Origin of the sequence: Kribbella caucasensis, assembly GCF_004361855.1 — a bacterium.
In the GTDB taxonomy this organism is placed as follows: domain Bacteria; phylum Actinomycetota; class Actinomycetes; order Propionibacteriales; family Kribbellaceae; genus Kribbella; species Kribbella caucasensis.
The window spans coordinates 39,515-56,005 of sequence record NZ_SNWQ01000023.1; the positions used below are offsets into that span (position 1 = coordinate 39,515).

Annotated in this window: 16 protein-coding genes; 12 read left to right on the top strand and 4 right to left on the bottom strand. The window is 67.7% G+C overall.

Going from position 1 to position 16,491, the window contains the following annotated elements:
• Positions 1–48 precede the first annotated feature (48 nt).
• From EV643_RS35135 to EV643_RS35145, 3 genes are all read left to right on the top strand, one after another.
• Complete coding sequence (locus EV643_RS35135; protein WP_133804522.1) at positions 49–402, top strand: hypothetical protein; 354 nt, start codon at positions 49–51, stop codon at positions 400–402.
• On the top strand, positions 399–1,094 hold the full coding sequence (locus tag EV643_RS35140; RefSeq protein WP_133804523.1) for a hypothetical protein: 696 nt from the start codon (positions 399–401) through the stop codon (positions 1,092–1,094). Before EV643_RS35135 ends, EV643_RS35140 begins: the two co-directional genes overlap by 4 nt.
• A 69-nt stretch (positions 1,095–1,163) precedes the next feature.
• Positions 1,164–1,988, top strand: a complete 825-nt coding sequence (locus tag EV643_RS35145) for a methyltransferase domain-containing protein (protein WP_133804524.1) — start codon at positions 1,164–1,166, stop codon at positions 1,986–1,988.
• Here EV643_RS35145 and EV643_RS35150 read toward each other — a convergent pair.
• The gene (locus EV643_RS35150; protein WP_238166023.1) at positions 1,969–3,021 is read right to left on the bottom strand and encodes an alpha/beta hydrolase family protein; all 1,053 of its coding nucleotides are present in this window, start codon (positions 3,019–3,021) and stop codon (positions 1,969–1,971) included. The genes EV643_RS35145 and EV643_RS35150 overlap by 20 nt on opposite strands.
• Before the next feature lie 148 nt (positions 3,022–3,169).
• On the opposite strand from EV643_RS35150, the gene EV643_RS35155 reads away from it, so the two are divergent.
• The 9 genes from EV643_RS35155 (at position 3,170) to EV643_RS35195 (ending at position 14,533) form a co-directional block, all read left to right on the top strand.
• Complete coding sequence (locus EV643_RS35155; RefSeq protein ID WP_133804525.1) at positions 3,170–5,278, top strand: alpha-amylase family protein; 2,109 nt, start codon at positions 3,170–3,172, stop codon at positions 5,276–5,278.
• On the top strand, positions 5,275–6,123 hold the full coding sequence (locus tag EV643_RS35160) for a 2-hydroxy-3-oxopropionate reductase (protein ID WP_133804526.1): 849 nt from the start codon (positions 5,275–5,277) through the stop codon (positions 6,121–6,123). Before EV643_RS35155 ends, EV643_RS35160 begins: the two co-directional genes overlap by 4 nt.
• Positions 6,120–8,057 (top strand): alpha-amylase family protein, encoded by a 1,938-nt coding sequence (locus EV643_RS35165; protein ID WP_133804527.1) that lies wholly within the window; start codon positions 6,120–6,122, stop codon positions 8,055–8,057. The genes EV643_RS35160 and EV643_RS35165 overlap by 4 nt, the downstream gene beginning before the upstream one ends.
• A 138-nt stretch (positions 8,058–8,195) precedes the next feature.
• Entirely contained in the window at positions 8,196–9,515 is a 1,320-nt protein-coding gene (locus tag EV643_RS35170) for an ABC transporter substrate-binding protein (RefSeq protein ID WP_133804528.1), read from the top strand.
• A 7-nt stretch (positions 9,516–9,522) separates the two neighbouring features.
• Positions 9,523–10,479, top strand: coding sequence for a carbohydrate ABC transporter permease (locus EV643_RS35175; protein ID WP_133804529.1), 957 nt, complete (start codon positions 9,523–9,525; stop codon positions 10,477–10,479).
• Positions 10,479–11,345, top strand: coding sequence for a carbohydrate ABC transporter permease (locus EV643_RS35180; protein WP_133804530.1), 867 nt, complete (start codon positions 10,479–10,481; stop codon positions 11,343–11,345). The genes EV643_RS35175 and EV643_RS35180 overlap by 1 nt, the downstream gene beginning before the upstream one ends.
• Positions 11,345–12,271: a D-2-hydroxyacid dehydrogenase gene (locus tag EV643_RS35185; protein WP_133804531.1), complete on the top strand. Its 927-nt coding sequence runs from the start codon at positions 11,345–11,347 to the stop codon at positions 12,269–12,271. Before EV643_RS35180 ends, EV643_RS35185 begins: the two co-directional genes overlap by 1 nt.
• A gap of 52 nt (positions 12,272–12,323) precedes the next feature.
• A complete protein-coding gene (locus EV643_RS35190) occupies positions 12,324–12,989 on the top strand; it encodes a GntR family transcriptional regulator (protein WP_133804532.1) in 666 nt (221 codons plus the stop codon).
• Positions 12,990–13,162: 173 nt separating this feature from the next.
• Positions 13,163–14,533 (top strand): FAD-binding oxidoreductase, encoded by a 1,371-nt coding sequence (locus EV643_RS35195; RefSeq protein WP_133804533.1) that lies wholly within the window; start codon positions 13,163–13,165, stop codon positions 14,531–14,533.
• A 77-nt stretch (positions 14,534–14,610) separates the two neighbouring features.
• Here EV643_RS35195 and EV643_RS35200 read toward each other — a convergent pair whose 3' ends face one another.
• From EV643_RS35200 to EV643_RS35210, 3 genes are all read right to left on the bottom strand, one after another.
• Positions 14,611–15,210, bottom strand: coding sequence for a hypothetical protein (locus tag EV643_RS35200; protein WP_133804534.1), 600 nt, complete (start codon positions 15,208–15,210; stop codon positions 14,611–14,613).
• On the bottom strand, positions 15,207–15,833 hold the full coding sequence (locus EV643_RS35205) for a hypothetical protein (protein ID WP_202869896.1): 627 nt from the start codon (positions 15,831–15,833) through the stop codon (positions 15,207–15,209). The genes EV643_RS35200 and EV643_RS35205 overlap by 4 nt, the downstream gene beginning before the upstream one ends.
• 100 nt (positions 15,834–15,933) lie before the next feature.
• Positions 15,934–16,473, bottom strand: a complete 540-nt coding sequence (locus EV643_RS35210) for a dihydrofolate reductase family protein (RefSeq protein ID WP_133804535.1) — start codon at positions 16,471–16,473, stop codon at positions 15,934–15,936.
• Positions 16,474–16,491 lie beyond the last annotated feature (18 nt).

Sequence of the window (16,491 nt, forward strand, 5' to 3'; positions counted from 1 at the left end):
CTCCCAGCCCAGGGTGGTGGCGTGACTTACCAATTTGGGGAGGTAGTGATGTCTCGTACGTTCCGGGCCGGACTGATCGCGTTCGGCGTGCTTTCTGTGGGGGATCTGGTTACGCCGCTCGTCACCGACGGTGAACACCCGCCGATGGCGATCGCGCTGGTCGCGGCCGCGCTGGGTCTGATCAGTCTGGTGCTGGTGGTGTTCGCGTGGCGGGGGAGCCGGCGGGCCGCCGTACCGCTGATCGTGCTGAGGTTGGTGTCGGCGCTGGGCGCGGTCCCGGCGTTCTTCGAGCCCGGTGTCCCGGCCGCCGCGATGTTTGCTGCCGGCTTCGGGATCGTGCTGACGATCGCCGGTACCGCGCTGGTGCTCGTGCCTGCGCGTGAGTTGGCAGGTGCACGATGAGCGCGACAGCGGTGCAACCACGGACGAAGCGTGATGTCCGTACTGCGAGTCGGTGGCTCGCGGCGTTCGTCGTACCGATCGGGGCGGCTGCGATCGCGCTGCTGCGGTACTTCCTGCCGTACGACACGGCGGACGACAGCGCGACGATCGTGAGCAAGGTGATGGCCGAACCGGGGCGCTCGTCGTTGGTGCTCTGGCTCGCGTTCATCGGGATCCTGACGCTCGTGCCGTCGGCGTACATCGTCGGGAAGCTGACCCGCCGTCGGGCGCCTTGGCTGACGGGGGCCGCGCTGGTCCTGCTGATCCCGGGGTACCTCTCGCTGGGGTGGTTGGTGGCAGGCGACCAGGCGCTGTGGACCGGCACCGAGGCCGGCCTGGACGCGGGCACGATCACCAAGCTGTACGACACGATGCACCCGACGGGGGGTTTGGCGGCCGGGATCTTCGTGCTCGGCCATGTCGTCGGGACGATCCTGCTGGGCATCGCGCTCTGGCGCTCCCAGGTGGTTGCGCGGTGGGCGGCGGTGGCGGTGATCGTGTCGCAGCCGATCCATTTCGTGGCCGCGGTGATCGTCCCGAATCACACGCTCGACCTGATCGGCTGGGGTCTGCAGGCAGCCGGGTTCGCCGCGGTGGGGTTGGCGATCCTGCGACTGCGCAACGACGAGTGGGACCTGCCGACGCTGCCCTAACGGGCAAATCAGGTCGGGGTTGCGGCGAGTCCGGCGCTACATTGAGTCAGGTTCAACGAGGGGGAGAACATGACGGAGATGGCAGCGCCGGACGAGTCGCTGGGTAGTTTCAAACTGGAAGACGCGCACGAGCAGGACGCGGCCCAGCTCGCGATGATCCTGGATCTGCTCGCCGCCAAACCCGCTATCCAGACCTTGAAGGCCTGGGCGGTGGAGCAGCTCGATCCGCGACCGGGGGAGACCGCCGCCGACATCGGCTCCGGCACCGGCGAGGACGTCGCCGACCTGGCCGCCCGGGTGAGCCCCGGCGGCCGAGCTGTCGGCGTAGAGCCCAGCCCCGGCCTCCGCGCCGAAGCCGCCCGCCGCGTTCCTGGGCTGGACTTCGTCGACGGTGACGCGTTGTCCTTGCCCTTCGAGGATGAGGCTTTCAATTTGATCCGCTGCGAGCGGGTACTGCAGCATCTAAATGAACCGTCGAAGGCCGTCGCCGAGATGGTCCGGGTCCTCAAACCCGGCGGCCGGATCGCCCTGATCGACACCGACTGGTCGACCGCGATCCTGCACCCGGTCGACCCGGAGGTGTACGGCCGCATCGTCGGCATCTTCTTCGCCGAAGCCGCCAACCCGTACTCCGGCCGCACGTTGCGCGGCCTGCTCGCCGAGACCGGCCTCACCATCACCGGCGAGACGGCGGCGACCTGGATCGAACCCCAGGAAGGTGGCCGCGAGGGGTTCGTCGCCATGCTCGGTCAACGGGCCGCGGCGGCCGGCGCGATCACTCAGACGGAAGCCGACGCGTTCCGGACCGGCATCACCGAAGCAGCCGGCCGCGGCGCCTTCCACCTGTCGGTCACGATGTTCGCGGTCTCGGCGATCAAAGGCCCTGCTGCTTGAGGAAGCTGACGGTGCGCGCCATCGAGGTCGGCCAGGCCGGTCCGAAGGCGTGCTCCTCGCCCGGATAGGTGTACATCGTCGCGTTCTTGCCGGCCGCCTTGAGTGCGGCGAGGGTCTCGCTGGACCAGGCGATCGGGCAGGTCGAGTCGGATTCACCGTGGTGGATCAGCACCGGCTCGGTCACCCGGTCGAAGAAGTTGACCGCCGACAGGTTTCGCCAGAACGCCGGGTTGCGCGCCGGCTCGCCGTACGTCCGCAGGATGGTGGTCGCGATCGGCCGTTCGTTGCGGACCCAGCGGTTGAAGTTGTCGATGGCATCGGAGCTGACCGGCGCGAACACCACGCCGGCCTTGACCAGCCCGGGTTGCGCGACCAGGACGTTGTACGTGATCCCGCCGCCCATCGACCGGCCGAGCAGCCCGATCCGCTCGGGGTCGACGTACTGCGAGGTCCGCAGCGCGTGCACCGCGTTGATCACGTCCTCGGTGTACCCGAGCCGCAGGTCGAGCTCGGACTGTGGATCGTCCGACGACTGCGCGTGGTTGCGGTAATCGGTGTGCAGTACGACGTAGCCGCGGCGGGCCAGGTAGTCCTGCTCGCGCATCAGGCCGCGTCCGTTCGTGTAGATCGCGGGGTCGATGTATCCGTGGTTCAGCACGAGGGCTGGATGGGGTCCTGGCGTGCTCGGGACGTTCATGATGCCGGAGATCGTCAGCGAACCACTGGAGTACGTCACGTAGTACCGGGTGTACGCCGCGTTGCGCGCGAGCACCCGGCCGAGGCGGAGATTGCGGCCGTCGTACTGCTTCGTCATCAGCGCTTGTAGCGAGACGGCGTGCGGCGGCGCGGTCGTCTGCGTTGCGGACGGGGTTGGTGTCGGTGTTGATGGGGGCGGAGCGGATGACGGGGCAGGCGTGGAGGGGGCCGCGCTCGGCGATGGCGCAGGGGGTGCCGCGTCGTCGGTCGAAGTACAGGCGACAGCAGCCGCCATCGCGAACACGGTGAGGCCCGCCCACGTCATCCGCCGCTTCATGCCCCAAGTCTGCGGCTGCCCCTCCGAAAGCCGACCGAAAATCCCCACAACGATCACCGTTCACAGAAAGACTAACACCAGCTCTTGCCTCTCATGCAATCTTGTCTAACAATCTGAGGATCACCTCGCCGACCTGGAGGTTCCGCCGATGCGTACTGAACCCGAGCAGACTCTGACCCACGGCGGCGGCCGGAGCCCGGATTGGCCGGAGCGGGCGACGCGCTGGGCGCAGATCACGCTCGCCGAGGACGATCCGCTGCACTTCGACGCGGACTTCTGGCTGGACCTGATGCGGGACAGCAAGTCGAACGCGACCTGCATCAGCGCGGGCGGCTACATCGCCTACTACCCGACCCAGCTCGAGTACCACTACCGCAGCAAGTACCTCGGCGACACCGACCCGTTCGGCACCCTCGTCGAGGGCGCGCGCCGGCTCGGCATGAGCGTGATGGCCCGCGTCGACCCGCACGCCGTCCACGCCGACGCGGCCACGGCGCACCCCGAGTGGCTCGCTCGCGACCTCGACGGCAACCCGCGCGAGCACTGGTCGTATCCCGACATCTGGCTGACCTGCGCGTTCACCGGCTACCACCGCGAGTTCATCACCGAGGTGGTCCGCGAGATCGTCCGCGAGTACGACGTGGACTCGGTCTTCGCGAACCGCTGGGAAGGGTACGGCGGCATCTCCTACAGCGAGTCCGCGCGCAAGTCGTTCCGCGACGAGACCGGCCTCGACCTACCGGTCAAGGAGCACGCCGAGGGCTGGCACGAGTACGTCGATTGGCGCCGTCGGCAACTGAGCCGGCTGGTGACGATCTGGGACCGCGCGGTCCGCGACATCCGCCCGCACGCCCGCTTCATCCCGAACCTCGGTGCCCTCGCGGCGCGCGACCTCGACCGCGACCTGGTCGAGGACCACTGCCCGATCTTCATCATCGACAAGCAGGGCCGGTCCGGGATCGAGGCGCCCTGGGCGGCCGGCCGCAACGGCAAACGCAATCGCGGCGTCTTCCCCGATCGCCCCGTCCGGCTGATCACCTCGGTCGGTCCCGAGCACCACGAGTACCGCTGGAAGGACTCGGTCGCACCCGCCGAAGAGGTGAAGACCTGGATCGTCGACGGGTTCGCCCAGGGCGCGTTGCCGTGGTTCACCAAGTTCAACGCGAGCGTCCCCGACCAGCGCTGGGTGCCGCCGATCCTCGAGGCCTTCAACCTGCACGCCCAGGTCGAACCGGTGCTACGGGACTTGAAGATCACTGCCGAAGTCGCGCTCCTCGATCCCAGCCGCGCGGGCCAGCTCAGGGTGCTCGACCGCACCGGCCAGCAGCACGAGGACGGCTTCTACCAGGCACTCGTCGAGGCCCGGGTGCCGTTCGAGTTCATCTCCGACCAGATCCTCTCCGCGGAACGCCTCAGCCCGTTCAAGGTGATCGTGCTCGCCAACGCCGAACAGCTCAGCGACGACCAGTGCGCAGTACTGAGCCGGTACGTCGAAGCCGGCGGCTCCCTCGTCGCGGCGTACCAGAGCTCCCTGTACGACGAACGCGGGGAGGCGCGCGACGACTTCGGTCTCGCGGACGTGCTCGGGGTTCGGCTGAAGGAGCCGGGCCGGGCGGTGAAGAACAACTACATCGCGTTGACCGGCGACCATCGGCTGACCGAGGGCTTCGCTGACACGACCCGGATCATCGGCGGCACCGAGATCCTTGGGGTCGAGGCGAAGCCGGGCGCGGTGGTGCCGTTCCGGTTCATCCCCGACTTCCCGGACCTGCCGATGGAGGAGGTCTACCAGCGGGCGGATCCGGATCGGCCGGCGGTTGTCTGCCAGGAGTTCGAGGCCGGGGGCCGGGTCGTCTACTTCCCCTTCAACCTGGGCGCGATCTTCTGGGAGGCGCTGCAGTCCGACCACGGCCGGCTGATCGCCAACGCCGTCGCCTGGGCGCTGAACAAAGCCCCCGAGGTGACGGTCGAAGGCGCTGGGCTGGTCGACGTCGCAGTACGCCGGGGGGAGGCGGAAGTGGCCGTTGCCTTGGTCAACCTTACGAACCCGATGGCGATGCGCGGGCCGATCCGCGAGACCCTCCCGCTGCCGCCGCAGACGGTGTCGGTTGCGATTCCGCCCGGCCGGCAAGTCAAGGCCAGGCTGCTCGTCGCGGGAGTCGACGTGGAACCGAGCATCGAGAACGGCCGGGCAGTCGTCACGATCCCGACCGCCGGACTGCTGGAGATCGTGCATCTGGACTGGAGGCAGCGATGAGGATCGGCTTCGTCGGGCTCGGCGTGATGGGCCGGCCGATGGCGGCGAACCTGGTTGCCGCAGGCCACGAACTGTCCTTGTACCGAGGCAAGCCGGGTCTGGACGGTCACCACTGTGAGTCGGCGGTGGAGGTCGCCGAGCGGGCTGAGGTGGTCGTCCTGATGCTGCCGGACACGCCGGACGTCGAGGGTGCGTTGTTCGGTGCGGACGGCGTCGCCGAAGGGCTGAAGCCGGGGTCTCTGGTGATCGACATGAGCTCGATCTCGCCGACCGCGACGAAGTCGTTCGCACAGCGGATCGAGGCCCTCGGCGCGGACTACCTGGACGCGCCGGTGTCCGGCGGCGAGGTCGGCGCGCGGGATGCCACGCTGACGATCATGGTCGGCGGCCGGCCCGAGGTGTTCGAGCGGGCGCAACCGATCCTCGAGACACTCGGCAAGAACATCACATTGATCGGCGGGACGGGCGCGGGCCAGACCGCGAAGGTGGCGAACCAGATCATCGTCGGGCTGACCATCGAGGCGGTGGCGGAGGCGTTGCTGTTCGCCGAGAAGGCCGGCGCCGACCCGGCCGTCGTACGGGAGGCCCTGATGGGCGGGTTCGCCTCGTCGCGGATCCTCGAGCTGCACGGCGAGCGGATGATCAACCAGACCTTCGAGCCGGGCTTCCGGATCCGCCTGCACCGCAAGGATCTCGGCCTCGCTGTCCAGGCGGCCGCGGAACTCGACCTGGCGTTGCCGAACACAGCCGCGACCCAGCAGTTGATGAATGCGGCGATCGCGGACGGCGACGGCGACCTTGACCACTCAGTCCTATATCGGACGTTACTGCGGGGGCGGTCATGACGCGGCTCTGGTGGCAGGACCCGTTCCGGATGTTCCAGACCAACCTGCGCGAGATCGACGCCGGTCTGGACGTGGAGGAGGTGCTGGACTACCTGGTGGAGTTCGGCGCCGACACCTGGCTGCTGAGCGTCGGCGGCATCCTGTCGAACTACCCGACCGATCTCGAGTTCCAGACCCGCAACCCGTACCTGGCGCAGCGAGCGTCCGGCGACCTGGTCGGTGACGCGGTGAAGGCGGCGAACCGGCGCGGGGTCCGGGTGATGGGCCGGATGGACTTCTCCAAGATCGACCACCGCCGGGCCGAGCAGCACCCGGACTGGTGTTTCGTGGACGCCGCCGGTGATCCGCAGGTCTACAACGGCCTGACCAGCGTCTGCCCGAGCGGCGGCTACTACCAGGTGAAGCTGTTCGAGGTGCTCGACGAGGTGCTCGACCGCTATCCGATCGACGGCTTCTTCTGCAACTGGATGTCGTTCAACGAGGTCGACTACAGCCGCCGGTACCGCGGGGTCTGCCATTGCCTCGCCTGCACCACCCGGTACGCCGAGTACGCGCCGGGCGAGTCGCTGCCGGAGGGCAAGGAGTCGCCCGGGTACGAGACCTGGCAACGGTTCGCCCGGGAAGTCCTGGCCGACCTGACCGGGCGGATCCGGGACCACCTGGCTCGCCGCCGGCCCGAGGCGCCGCTCGTGCTGGGGGATCGGGCGGACATCGTGTTCCACGAGGCGAACAACGCGGTCGGGCGGCCGCTGTGGCACCACCGGACCAGCGAACACGTCAGCGCCGCGAAGACGTACCGTCCGACCGTGCCGGTGCTGACCAACTCGGTCGGCTTCGTGGACATGCCGTACCGGTCGGCGGGGGAGGAGCCGCACCACTTCGCGCAGTACTTGCTGCAGGCAATCGCTCGTGGGGCGAACCCGTCCACCTACATCATGGGGACGCCGTCCGACAGCCCTTATGCGTGCTTGAAGATCGCCGGTGAGCTGACCAGGTTCCACCGGGATCACCACGAGGTCTATCGCGAACTCGTGCCGGCGGCGGAGACCCTGCTCGTCCGGCCCGACCAGTTCAAGCATGGGGCGGCGCGCGAGTTCCAGGGGCTGTACCTCGCGTTGCTCCAGCGGCACGTGCCGTTCGACGTACTCCCCGAGGAGCGGATCGCGGAGGTCGACCTGAGCCGCTACCGAGCTGTCGTACTGCCCGATCTCGGCTCGCTCTCACCGTCGGCGTCTCCAGCGATCGACTCGTACTGCGAAGCCGGTGGCGCAGTGGTTGCTACCGGCAACAGTGGAGTGGTCGCGGACGCGATTCGGTTGCGGTGTCTGCCGGCTCGGCGGCGGCTGGCCAGTCACGACACCGAGGAGGCGACGCGATCGCTGCACCTGCGCGGTGATTCGGAGATCGTTCCGGTGGTCGGCGCGTTCGATCTGGTCGAACCGAAACCGGAGGCCGAGCTCGGACTGCTCGCGCTGTCGAGAGCGCCGTACGGGCCGCCGGAGAAGTGTCACGGTCACTGGGAGCTTGACCATCCGGGGCGGCTCCGGGCGCGGTACGGGGAAGGCCGGGCGGTGATGCTGCCGTGGACCGTCGGACGTGCCTATCGGGAGGTGGGGCTGTCGGCGCATCGCGACCTGTTCGTCGACGACGTGATGTGGGCGGGTGGGCCGCAGGTCGAGTCGGGGCTGCCGGAGCAGGTTGAGATCGTCGTCGGTCGGTCCGCGGCCGGCACAGTGATCCACCTGCTGAATCGGTCCGGCGATGCGGACCAACGCTTCGCCGAGCCGTTGCCGATCGCGCGGACCTGGCTGGCGGTACCCGGAACTGCGGTCGAGGTGGAGGCGCTGCGAGCCGGCGAGCGCCTGCCGGTGGTTGACGGGCGGATGCAGCTGCCCGAGATCGGGCTGTTCGAGGTGCTGGTCGTCCGGTCGTAATCCGGACAGACTTGCAAGATTGTCAAACAACTATGCATGACCTCTTGACCGTCATGTGATCGAAACAAACAATGATCGGAAACCGCCTGCCCGGGGGTCTACAGGGCGAACCCGACAGCTGAGGAACGGGAGATCGTGATGACCGGACTTGATCGGCGAGGGTTTCTGAAGCTCGCCCTGGGAACGACGGCGGCCGGACTGTCGGCCGCTGCGGTGGCCGGCTGCGGTGGTAGCGGCGGTGGTGCGGGGTCGGGCGGAAGCGGCAAGACCACGCTGCGGTACGCCTGGTGGGGCAACAACATCCGGCAGCAGAACTACACCAAGGCGCTGCAGCAGTTCAGCGCGGCGAACAGCGAGATCGGGATCGAGCCGGAGTTCGCCGAGTACACGGCGTTCCAGGAGCGGATGACGACGCAGATCGCGGCCCGGGACGTACCGGACATCTTCTGGATCGCCTCACCGCAGGTGATGACCTACCACAAGAACAAGCTGTACCGGAAGCTGGACGACATCCCGACGCTGAGCTGGGCCGACTACAGCCAGCAGGACCTGGACACGTTCAAGCTCGGCGGTGAACTGAACACGCTGCCGTTCGGGATCTTCGTCCCGGTGATCCGCTACAACGAGACCGTCGCGAAGGCCGACGGCGTCACCTTCCCGGCCGAGGGTTCCGGCTGGACCTGGGACTCGCTCGCCGAACTGCTCGTTGCCTACAGCAAGGACAACCCGGGGAAGCGGAAGGGAGCGGCGTACCTGCCGGACCACGACCTCACCTTCGAAGCGTGGTTGCGGCAGCGCGGCGAGCAGTTGTGGACCGAGGACGGGAAGGTCGGCTTCACGGTCGAAGGCGTGGCCAGCTGGATCGACTGGTGGGAGAAGTTGCGCAAGGCCGGGGCGACGTTGTCGCTCAGCGAGCAGGAGGGGATGGGCCCGGACTGGGCTCTGGTCGGCAAGAAGACTCTGGTTGCCTTCGGCAACTCGAACCACATCATCGACGACGCCAAGATGTTCCCGAAGGAGCGGTTCCGGCTCCGCGCGATGCCGATCGACGCCAGTGCCGTCGACGGCCACAAGTACCTGTACTTCCCGCGGATGGCGATCTACCAGCGGGTCGACGACGACAAGCTCGAGGCGGCCGGCAAGCTGCTGAACTACAACGTCAACACCGCCGAGATGCTGAAGACGGTCCGGCTGACCATGGGCGCGCCGGTCAACCCGAAGGTCGCCGAGGCGTCGAAGGAGTTCGCCAGCCAGGACGAGAAGGAGATGCTGGCCGTCGTCGAGAAGGACCGGGCCGCGCAGCGCAAACCGCGGTACGAGGCGCCGCCCGGGTCGAGCACCTGGCGGACCACGATGGCCCGGGTGTGCGAGGAGATCGCGCTCGGCCGGACCACCGTGCCGGACGGGGCGAAGAAACTCGTCGAGGAGATCACCGCCGGGATCAAGCGGGCCGAGTGATCAGCCGATGCTGACCCAAGAGGAGCGCCCGGTCCTGGAAACACCTGGTGAGGACCCGGCGCCGGAGCGGAAGCGGCCGGCCTTTCACCTGAACCGGCAGGGCCGGGCGGCGCATGTGTTCCTGATCCCGTGGCAGCTCGGGTTCCTGCTGATCACCGCGATCCCGCTGTTCGCGTCGCTCTACCTGGCTTTCACCGACTACGACATCCTCAATCCGCCGGAGTGGGTCGGGCTGGAGAACTTCCAGCGGATGGTGCAGGACGAGCAGTTCTGGGCGGCGGTCAAGGTGACGCTGGTCTACGTACTCGTTTCGGTGCCGCTTCAGCTCGGCTTCGCCTTGTTGCTGGCGTTGATCCTCGATCGCGGGCTGAGCGGACTGGCCTTCTACCGCAGCGCGTTCTACCTGCCGTCGCTGCTCGGGACCAGTGTCGCGATCGCCATCCTGTGGCGGGAGATCTTCGGCGACGGCGGTCTGATCAACCGCGGGCTCGCGCTGATCGGGATCGACGGCGAGAGTTGGCTGCAGAACCCGAGTACGGCGCTGGCGACGCTGATCGTGCTGAACGTCTGGACGTTCGGGTCGCCGATGGTGATCTTCCTGGCCGGCCTGCGGCAGATCCCGGACGAGCTGTACGAGGCGGCGCGCGTCGACGGTGCCGGGGTCATCAGGCAGTTCACCAACGTCACCGTGCCGCTGCTCACGCCGATCATCTTCTTCAACCTGATCCTGCAGACGATCGGCGCGTTCCAGACCTTCACCCAGGCGCACATCATCAGCGGCGGCACCGGTGGGCCGGCCAACTCGACGCTGTTCTACACGTTGTACGTCTACCAGCAGGGGTTCGTCGCGTTCGACATGGGTTACGCGTCCGCGCTGGCGTGGGTGCTGATGGTGGCGATCGCCGCGATCACCGCGCTGCACTTCCTGGTCTCGAAGTACTGGGTCTTCTACGGAGACAGCTGATGGCAACAGAAGCGATCACCAGCCCGCTGCCGATTCGGCAGCGCCGGATCAAGTCCGCGCTGAAGCACACGGGACTGCTGATCTTCGTCGCCTTCATGGTCTACCCGCTGGTGTGGATGGTGGTGAGCGCGTTCAAACCGGCCGACCAGATCCTCACCGAGCCGGGCATCATCCCGACCGACCTGACGCTGGACAACTTCCGGGACGGCTGGCACGCGCTGAACCGGCCGTTCTCGGTGTTCTTCCTGAACTCGCTGCTGGTCACCGTCGGTTCGATCGTGGGCAATCTGTTCAGCTGCTCGCTCACGGCGTACGCGCTGGCCCGGTTGCAGTTCCGGATGCGGCGGGTGTACTTCGCGATCACGCTCGCCTCGGTGATGCTTCCGTTTCACGTGCTGGTGATCCCGCAGTACATCTTCTTCTCCCAGTTCGACCTGGTGAACACCTACTGGCCACTGCTGATCCCGAAGTTCCTGGCCACCGACGCGTTCTTCGTCTTCCTGATGGTGCAGTTCATCCGGACGCTGCCGCGCGAGCTGGACCGGGCCGCCTGGATCGACGGGGCCGGGCCGTTCCTGACCTTCTGGTACGTCGTCCTGCCGCTGATGCGGCCCGCCTTGGTGACGACCACGATCTTCACCTTCATCTGGACCTGGAACGACTTCTTCGTGCCGCTGATCTACCTGACCCGGACGCAGGTGTTCACCGTGCCGGTGGCGCTGAACTCCATGGTCGACTCCGAGAGCCAGAGTGGGGTGGGCATGCTGTTCGCCATGTCGTTGCTGTCGCTGGTCCCGATCCTGATCTTCTTCGCGGTGGCGCAGAAGTACTTGATCCGCGGGATCGCGACGACAGGGCTGAAGTGATGATCGTTGTCCTGGGCAAGGAGTCGGCGGCCGTTGTCGCCGCTGCCGACGGTGCTGAGGTGCGGTTCGTCCCGGACTGGTCCTCGGTCGGCTCGGACGTGGTCGAGTCGATGGAGGCGGTGGTCGGGCGGGTGCCGGCGGAGGTGTTGGCGCGGGCTGCCAAGTTGCGCTGGGTGCACAGCCCGTCGGCCGGGGTGGACGCGGACCTGACGCCGGAGATGCTCGCCTCCGACGTCGTGCTGACCTCGTCGGCCGGGAACGGCGCGATTCCGTTGGCGGAGCACGCGATGTTGCTGATGCTGATGCTCAACCGGGAGGTGCCGCGCTGGGTGCGGGCCCAGTCGGAGCACCGATGGGACCGCTTCACGCATGGCGAACTCGCTGGGCTGACGCTGGGGATCTACGGGCTCGGCAACTCGGGGATCGACCTCGCCGCGAAGGCGAAGGCGTTCCACCTGCGCGTGCTCGGCGTACGGCGGCGGCGCGACCAGCCCTCGCCGTACGTCGACCAGGTCTTCGGCGAGGAGGGGTTGCCGGAACTGCTGGCCGAGTCGGATTTCGTGGTGGTGACCGCACCGAGTACGCCGGCCACGATCGGGCGGTTCGGGCCGGCCGAGTTCGCGGCGATGAAGCGGACGGCGTACTTCGTCTGCATCTCGCGCGGCGGGATCGCGGACGACGACGCGTTGCTGGCGGCGCTGCGGACCGGGGAGATCGCCGGGGCCGGGCTGGACGCGCACGGGGTCGAACCGCTGCCGGCGGAGAGCCCGTTCTGGGATCTGCCGAACGTGATCGTGACCCCGCACAACGGCGCGACCAGCCACGGCACCGCGCGGCGTGGCGAGCAGATCGTGCTGGAGAACCTGCGACGCTTCCTGGCAGGTGAGGACCTGCTCAACGTCGTCGACAAGTCAGCCGGGTACTAGTACTGGTTGACCAGTACACTTGCCTGACTATTCGACGTGAAGGGGGTGCCCGGTGGGTACCGATGCGAGTCTGGAGCTCGGACCGTCCTCGCTGACCGAGGCGCTCTACGAGTCGGTGCGCAGGCGGATCGTCAACGGTGACATCCCGCAGGGGGAGAAGCTCACCGAGGTCCGGCTGGCGACCGAGTACAACGTGGCCCGGCCGACCGCGAAGGCGGTGCTCGAGCGGCTGACGGCGCTCGGCCTGCTGCGCCGGACCGCGCACAAGACCGCGATCGTCCCGACCCTGGACGAGGACGAGATCCGCGATCTGTTCTTCAGCCGGGTGACGATCGAGCGGGCCGCCGTGTCGTCACTGGCCGGCGCCGGTCAGGTCCCGCCCGCCGCGGCGAAGGCGCAGGTCGCGATCGAGTACGCCGCCCGCGACCGGTTGTTCGAGAACCAGGTCGAGGCCGATATCGCGTTCCACTCCGCGCTGGTGGCCGGGGTCGGCAGCCGCCGGCTGTCCCGGATGCACGAGCTCATCATCGGCGAGGTCCACCTGACCATGGGCCAGTACCAGGCACACCGCACGGCCGACCCGACCAACGTCGCCGAGGAGCACGCCGCCATCCTGCAGGCGATCGAGGACGGCGACCCCGCGGCCGCGGCCGAGCGGATGGCCTTCCATCTCGAGCAGGCCCAGGGCCGATTGCTGAAAGCGCTCCGTAAGGACTGATTCCGTCAGCAGGCATTGACTATCCGCGGGTGGAGCGGGAGTCTCGCTGGCGTAGCCGCCTGGGGGAGGTCCGGCGGTCCGGGGGCAAGCACTCTGTCCGCTGGTCGGGTCGGCGACGTACTGAAGTGCGTGCCGACGGCAACGTGTGATGCCCGTACGACGGTGGAGGAGTCATGGGCGAGTACACGATGGAGGATCTGCGGGACCGGGTCCGCGGAGCGGTCTTCACCGACTCCGACGAGGGGTACGACGAGGCGCGCAAGGTCAACAACGCGATGATCGACAAGCACCCGCGGGTCGTCGTGCGCTGCGAGAACGCGGGTGACGTGATGGCCACGGTCGGCTACGCGGCCGCGAACGGGCTTGATCTCGCGGTCCGCGGCGGATCGCACAGCGTGCCGGGGTTCGGGACCTGCGACGACGGCGTGGTCGCGGATCTGAGCGGGATGCGCTGGGTCCGGGTCAACCCGATCAGCCGGACGGCGCGGGCCGGTGGCGGTGCGACCTGGGGCGACTTCAACGCGGCCACGCACGCCTTCGGCCTGGCCACGACCGGCGGCATCATCTCGACCACGGGTATCGGCGGGCTGACCCTGGGCGGCGGGATCGGGTACCTGGCCCGCGGACTCGGGCTGTCCTGCGACAACCTGATCTCAGCCGACGTGGTGACGGCCGACGGGCGGTTCCTGATCGCCAGTGAGAAGGAGAACGAGGACCTGTTCTGGGCGATCCGCGGCGGTGGCGGTAACTTCGGCGTACTGACCGCGCTGGAGTACCGGCTGGCACCGGTCGATCAGATCTACGGCGGCCCGATGTTCTTCGAGCTGTCCGACGCGGCCGCCGTACTTGCTGGGTTCCGGGACCTGATCAAGGACGCGCCGGAACAGCTCGGCGGCTTCCCGGCCTTCCAGATCGCACCGCCGTTGCCGTTCATCCCGGAGAACCGGCACGGCGAGCCGTTCGTGGCGATCGTCGGCTGCTGGGCGGGTGACCTGGATCGGGGTGAGCGGGAGATCGCCAAGTTCCGCGAGTTCGCGCCGGTCGTGGCCGAGATGGTCGGGCCGATGCCGTACCCCGCGCTGAACAGCGCCTTCGACGCGTTGGTGCCGCCAGGACTGCAGCACTACTGGAAGGCCAACTTCGTCACCGAGCTGACCGATGAGGCCATCCAGGCGCACCTTCAGCACGCGCCCGGGCTGCCTGCGGTCAACTCGACCGTGCACATCTACCCGATCGACGGCGCCTGTCACCGGGTCCCCGCCGACGGCACCGCCTTCGCCTACCGCGAGGCGAACTTCGCGACCGTGATCGCCGGTATGTGGCCGGACCCGGCCGAGAACGAGGCGAACATCGCATGGGTTCGCGGGTACTACGAGGCGACCGCGCCGCATTCCGAGGCCGGCGGCTACATCAACTTCATGGCCGGTGACGACCAGACCCGGATCGCCGACAACTACATGGGCAACTACGACCGGCTGGTAGAGGTGAAACGCAAGTACGACCCCGGCAACCTCTTCCACCTCAACCAGAACATCGCGCCGTAGGCCTGTTCTCCCAGATCATGGCGTGGGCATGGCCGGGTGCGGCCGGGACTCTGGGACCGGCCGCACCCGGGGTACTGCTACAGCGTCAGCAGACGCTGGAAGAACGACCGGTACTTCTGCAGAGCGGAGCGCAGGTCCTCGGTCGACGGCTCGCCGTCCGACCACTGCTTCTCCAACTCTTGGTGCTGCTCGTCGAAGCTTGCGGCCAGCCGCTTCAGTACGTCGTCCACCAGCTTGTCCGCCTCGGTCACCGAGTTGCGCGGATCGTCGACGAACCCTTGCTGGATGACCTCCCAGCGCGCTTTGAAATCGACAGCCTCCTGCTGCGGGACCAGGTGCTCGTCGGCGGACAAGTCCCGCCCACTGTCCATCCCGCCAACCGATTGGTCACCCCGGGCGGTGTCGTCGGCATCAGTGCTGCTGGTGCCCATGCTGCCGGCAACGGTGCTGTCCGGGACACCCGTGTCGGCGCGGGTCGCGTCGGCCGTGCCCTCGTCCGAGTCCAGACCTCCGGCCTGCCGATCGGCGTCGGTGTTGTCAGCGTCGGTATCGGTGCGGTCGACGTCCGAGCCGTCGAGGTCGGCCCGATCGCCTTCGGTGCTGTCGAAATCGGTGCGATCGTCGGCTGACGTGTCGGTCCTGCGCTCATTCACCGGATCGGTGTCATGAGTTGTCATTTCTGCTCCCCTGGTGTCTGTTGGCCGTCAGCCCGTGGCTGTTCCCGACGAACACCGTCCGTCGGCGTCGCGCGATGATCCCCTTCGCCGTCCGGGCGGTCGGCCAGCAGCACGTCGACCAGTTGCCGGTACTCGGTGACAGCCAGGCGGAGATCTTCGGTGTCGGCCTCGCCCTTGGTCCGGGCGACTGCCACGCGGTGCGCCTCGCGGTAGTGCAGAGCGACCTCCGGGTGATCCACTGAGATGTCGTTGGCGCGCTGGTCGAACTCGTCGACCGGGTAGCCCTCCTCGCGCATGATCCGGATGACGAGCCGGTCGGCTTCGTCGACCGCGGTGTTGGGCTCGTCCACGAAGCTCTGCTGCAAGGTGTTCCACTCGGCGCGATAGCGCTGTGCGGACTCGCCGCTCAGCGGGTGGATGTCGAGCTTCGAGACCCGGCGTTCGCGGCCGCGTAGCTCGCGCTCGGCCGCCCGCCGGTCGCCCGACTCCTCGATCGTGCGCTCGTACTCCGGGCCGAACCGCTCCTGCAGTCGGCCCGAACGCCGTCGCTGGTACGCGAACGCCAGCGCGGCGGCCGCGATCACCACCACGGCGATGACGATGACCATGACGATGGTGTCCATCAGACCTCCAGTCCGTAGGCCGATCCGGTACCCAGGGCCAGTCCGGACAAGCGTTCAGCCGGTCACCGATTCGTTGCGGTGACCGGCTGAACGCGGATCGTCAGGCCTTCGGGGCGAGCTTGTGCACGATGATGCCGGACTTGAAGGTGGTGGAGCCGAGCAACTCGAGGTGGGTGATGTCGAGTCCGGAGTTCTGGAACATGTGCTCGCCGCTGGCCAGCACCGGGAAGATCCAGAAGTGGTACTCGTCGACCAGTTTGTGCTCCAGCAGCGTCTTGGAGAACTCGCCGGTGCCGTACTTGATCAGGTTGCCGCCGTCTTCCGCCTTCAGCTTTCGCACCGCCTCGGCGACGTCGCCTTCGAGTGGCTGGGCGTTCCAGCTGAACTCGGTCAGTGTCCGGGTGGCGACGTACTTGGGCATCGCGTTGAAGTTGTCCGTGAACGGGTCGCCACTGCGCTGGGTCCAGGCATCCCTGAAGCCTTCGTAGGTGACGCGGCCGAGGACTTGGGCCTCGACACCCTCCATCAGGCCCCCGGCGTAGGCGGAGTGCTCGTCGTCCCAGTACGGGCCGCTCCAGTTCTGCGGGTTGTCGATGACGCCGTTCAGGGTCATGAAGGTGCTCTCGATCAGCTTGCGCATTGTCTTCTGCCTTTCTTA

Excerpts from the sequence above, each read along its gene's own strand:
- EV643_RS35135 (WP_133804522.1), top strand. The coding sequence starts at position 49 with ATGTCTCGTACGTTCCGGGCCGGACTGATCGCGTTCGGCGTGCTTTCT.
- EV643_RS35140 (WP_133804523.1), top strand. The coding sequence starts at position 399 with ATGAGCGCGACAGCGGTGCAACCACGGACGAAGCGTGATGTCCGTACT.
- EV643_RS35145 (WP_133804524.1), top strand. The coding sequence starts at position 1,164 with ATGACGGAGATGGCAGCGCCGGACGAGTCGCTGGGTAGTTTCAAACTG.
- EV643_RS35150 (WP_238166023.1), bottom strand. The coding sequence starts at position 3,021 with ATGAAGCGGCGGATGACGTGGGCGGGCCTCACCGTGTTCGCGATGGCG.
- EV643_RS35155 (WP_133804525.1), top strand. The coding sequence starts at position 3,170 with ATGCGTACTGAACCCGAGCAGACTCTGACCCACGGCGGCGGCCGGAGC.
- EV643_RS35160 (WP_133804526.1), top strand. The coding sequence starts at position 5,275 with ATGAGGATCGGCTTCGTCGGGCTCGGCGTGATGGGCCGGCCGATGGCG.
- EV643_RS35165 (WP_133804527.1), top strand. The coding sequence starts at position 6,120 with ATGACGCGGCTCTGGTGGCAGGACCCGTTCCGGATGTTCCAGACCAAC.
- EV643_RS35170 (WP_133804528.1), top strand. The coding sequence starts at position 8,196 with ATGACCGGACTTGATCGGCGAGGGTTTCTGAAGCTCGCCCTGGGAACG.
- EV643_RS35175 (WP_133804529.1), top strand. The coding sequence starts at position 9,523 with ATGCTGACCCAAGAGGAGCGCCCGGTCCTGGAAACACCTGGTGAGGAC.
- EV643_RS35180 (WP_133804530.1), top strand. The coding sequence starts at position 10,479 with ATGGCAACAGAAGCGATCACCAGCCCGCTGCCGATTCGGCAGCGCCGG.
- EV643_RS35185 (WP_133804531.1), top strand. The coding sequence starts at position 11,345 with ATGATCGTTGTCCTGGGCAAGGAGTCGGCGGCCGTTGTCGCCGCTGCC.
- EV643_RS35195 (WP_133804533.1), top strand. The coding sequence starts at position 13,163 with ATGGGCGAGTACACGATGGAGGATCTGCGGGACCGGGTCCGCGGAGCG.
- EV643_RS35200 (WP_133804534.1), bottom strand. The coding sequence starts at position 15,210 with ATGACAACTCATGACACCGATCCGGTGAATGAGCGCAGGACCGACACG.
- EV643_RS35205 (WP_202869896.1), bottom strand. The coding sequence starts at position 15,833 with ATGGACACCATCGTCATGGTCATCGTCATCGCCGTGGTGGTGATCGCG.
- EV643_RS35210 (WP_133804535.1), bottom strand. The coding sequence starts at position 16,473 with ATGCGCAAGCTGATCGAGAGCACCTTCATGACCCTGAACGGCGTCATC.